This window comes from Pseudoalteromonas sp. MMG012, assembly GCF_018100875.1.
GTDB lineage: Bacteria > Pseudomonadota > Gammaproteobacteria > Enterobacterales > Alteromonadaceae > Pseudoalteromonas > Pseudoalteromonas aurantia.
The window spans coordinates 1-3,054 of record NZ_JAGJEF010000151.1; the positions used below are offsets into that span (position 1 = coordinate 1).

Here is a 3,054-nt window from a genome sequence, read left to right on the forward strand (position 1 = left end):
ACAGCTAACAAGGAGTTGCCCCCTAAACTAAAAAAGTTACTCGTGACACTCAATTGTTGTGGCTCTCGCTTTAAAACTTCACACCATAAGCTCACCAACGCCTGCTCTAATGCTCCCTCCGGCGCTGCATATTCTGCTTTCGCATGCCCCGTGATACCCGGTAACCTCCCCTTGTCTAATTTACCATTCGCTGTTAATGGCATCTTATCCAAACGCTGCCATTGACTTGGTATCATATACTCCGCCAATCGCTCCTTTAATATCTGCTCTAAGTCCCCAAAGTAAGCACCTTCATCTTCTACTTCCTCTGCTGCCACCACATACCCAACTAGCTCTGCCTCTGCGCCTACTCCATGTACCAGCACTGCCGCTTGCCTTACTTGTGATTGCTCTCGCAACACACTGCTTATCTCTCCCAGCTCTACACGGTATCCTCGCAGCTTCACTTGGTCATCCTTTCTCCCTAAAAACTGCAACGCGCCCGACCCTAGCCGTCGAACCCTATCTCCCGTTCTGTATAACCGCTCCCCCCCTAACCAAGGCACATAAACAAAAGCTGCCGCCGTCTTCTGTTCGTCATTAACATACCCTTTCGCCACACAAGGACCCCCAACATATAACTCCCCAACCCCTGAGCTAACTTGCTGTTGCCCTCCTTCGTCTACAACATATAATCCTGTATTTGCCATCGCATACCCTATCGGCACTGTCTCGCTCGCCCTGAGCCCTTTGTCCAAGTTGTGCGTAACATCATACAAACTACAGCCCACTACCGTTTCTGTCGGACCATAATGGTTATATATCTGACTGTGTACAAATGTCTCCTGCAAACGCTCCGCTAGCTCAACCGTCAGAGCTTCCCCTCCTATCACCAACACATGCTCTGCTTCTACCCTATATCCTTCCAATAACAGTAACAACGCTTCGGCATGCATCGGCGTCATACGATATAACTGCGCCTCATCTGTCTCTTTTAAATGCGCTGCACAACTTGGTAATTCTTGCCCCCAAGGAGCCAATATCACACTGCCTCCTGCCAACAGCGGCAAATATAAACTCGGCACCCCTATGTCAAACGCATGTGATGTCACTACATAGCTACCCGCTAAGTGCGCTCCATAATACTGCTTTAACCCATAGCCACAGTAATCACTCAACCCTCGATGACTTATCTCTACCCCTTTGGGTTTTCCCGTTGACCCTGAGGTATAAATAACATACGCACTCTCTTCTAAGTCATATTCAATCTCTGGGGTATCATCCTCATACTCCGACAAATCCCATGTCTGTTCATCCAACATCAGTACATCTATCCCTGAAATTGGCAATGTGTCTAACAGACTCGCTGATACCAATACTTGCGTCACACCCGCATCTGCAAAAATATCTGCTAAGCGCGCTTTTTGGCTCTGCGGACTCAAGGGGATATAACTCGCGCCCGCTGTCATCACTCCCAGCATCCCTACCAGCAATGAAACATCTCTATCCAATACCAAAGCAACTCGCTCTCCTACCCCTATCTCTTGCTCTTGTAGGTAGTGGGCCAGTTGATTCACTCGCTTATGCAACTGCGCATAGCTCAATGATTGCCGCTTATCTGTTACCGCTATTCGCTGCGGCGTCTTCTGCGCTTGTGCGGCAAACTGCGCCATCACACTGTCCGTTCGACGATGGTCACACGCTACACCTTGGCTCCTTGCTATCAGTGCCTGCTCTGCTTTATCATCATATAACCTCAACGCGCCAATAGCCGTGCTTGGTGCTGCTACAATTGCATCTAACACATGCTCAAAACACCGCGCATACTCCGTTATCGTCGACTCTAAAAACAAGCTCTTCTGGTAACGCCAATGACATACCAGCTCATCTTCCCCTTCTGAGCACGTCAGGTCTAAATCAAAACGGACTTGTTCTTGACCCTGAGCCAATGGGGTTAATGTCGCATCACCCAAGGTTAATGCTTCATCTTCACTGCTTCTATGGTTCTGTAAGACTAATTTAACCTGACATACTGGGTTATAAGCCAAGCTTCGCTCTGGGTTTAACGCTTCAACTAGCAACTCAAATGGCAATGCTTGATGCTGATAATCCGCTAGCGTGTCTGTTTTTACCTGTGTCAGTAAAGTGGTAAATGACTCCGTCAAATCTACTTGAGTACGGCTAACCAATGTATTAATAAAAAAGCCAATCAAAGGGGCCAGCTCACTTTCACTGCGCCCTGCTGTCGGTACGCCTAGTACAATATCCAACTCGCCACTTAAGCGACTTAATAACACCGACAGTGCCCCTTGCAATACCATAAACAAGGTAACCCCTTGCGCTTGGGCTAACGCTTTTAATCCTGCTAATCCCTTCCCGTTAACCGTGCCACGCACATACCCCGATGTAAAATCTTGCTTCGCTGGCCGAGGCTTATCTAAAGGTAATGCATGTAAACTCGGCACACCCGCTAAACGTGCTTGCCAATACGTTAATAACTGCGCTCGTGTATCTTCTCCCAATTGTGTTTGTTGCCAATGGGCATAGTCGCCGTATTGAATCGCCAACGTGGGTACCTGTGCCGGCTCCCCTGTTAACGCTGCTTGATAAAACGCATTGAATTCTTTAATCAACAGCTGCATCGACCAGCCATCTGAGGCTATATGGTGCAACGTAAACAACAACACGTGTCGCTCCGCTGACAATACCAAAATTTTAGCCCGCAGCATCAAATCACTGCTTAAATCAAACGCTGCCAGCGCCATCTCATCGATATGTTGTTGTATCACTTGTGGCTGTACTGTACTTGATGTGAATGTTTCCACCTCTAATGGTACTGGTCGCGATGGCATTACCCGTTGGTAACATGCTCCCTCGATCTCTTCAAAGCAGGTTCTCAGTACCTCATGACGCGCCACTATTTGGTCAATACTACATTGCAAGGCCTCTATCTCTAATGGTCCTTGGCACTCCAGCGCCGCCGCAACATTATAATGCTGGCTACCTTCTAATTTATCTACCAACCACAATCGTTGTTGTGAAAATGACGCTTTAATAGCCCCACTGCGATCTATC

At 48.0% G+C, this 3,054-nt stretch carries 1 protein-coding gene; it reads right to left on the reverse strand.

Annotated features, from left to right (window positions below; genetic code table 11):
* Positions 1-3,054: non-ribosomal peptide synthetase (locus J8L97_RS22565; RefSeq protein ID WP_211052958.1), on the reverse strand; the 3,054-nt coding region annotated here is incomplete at both ends.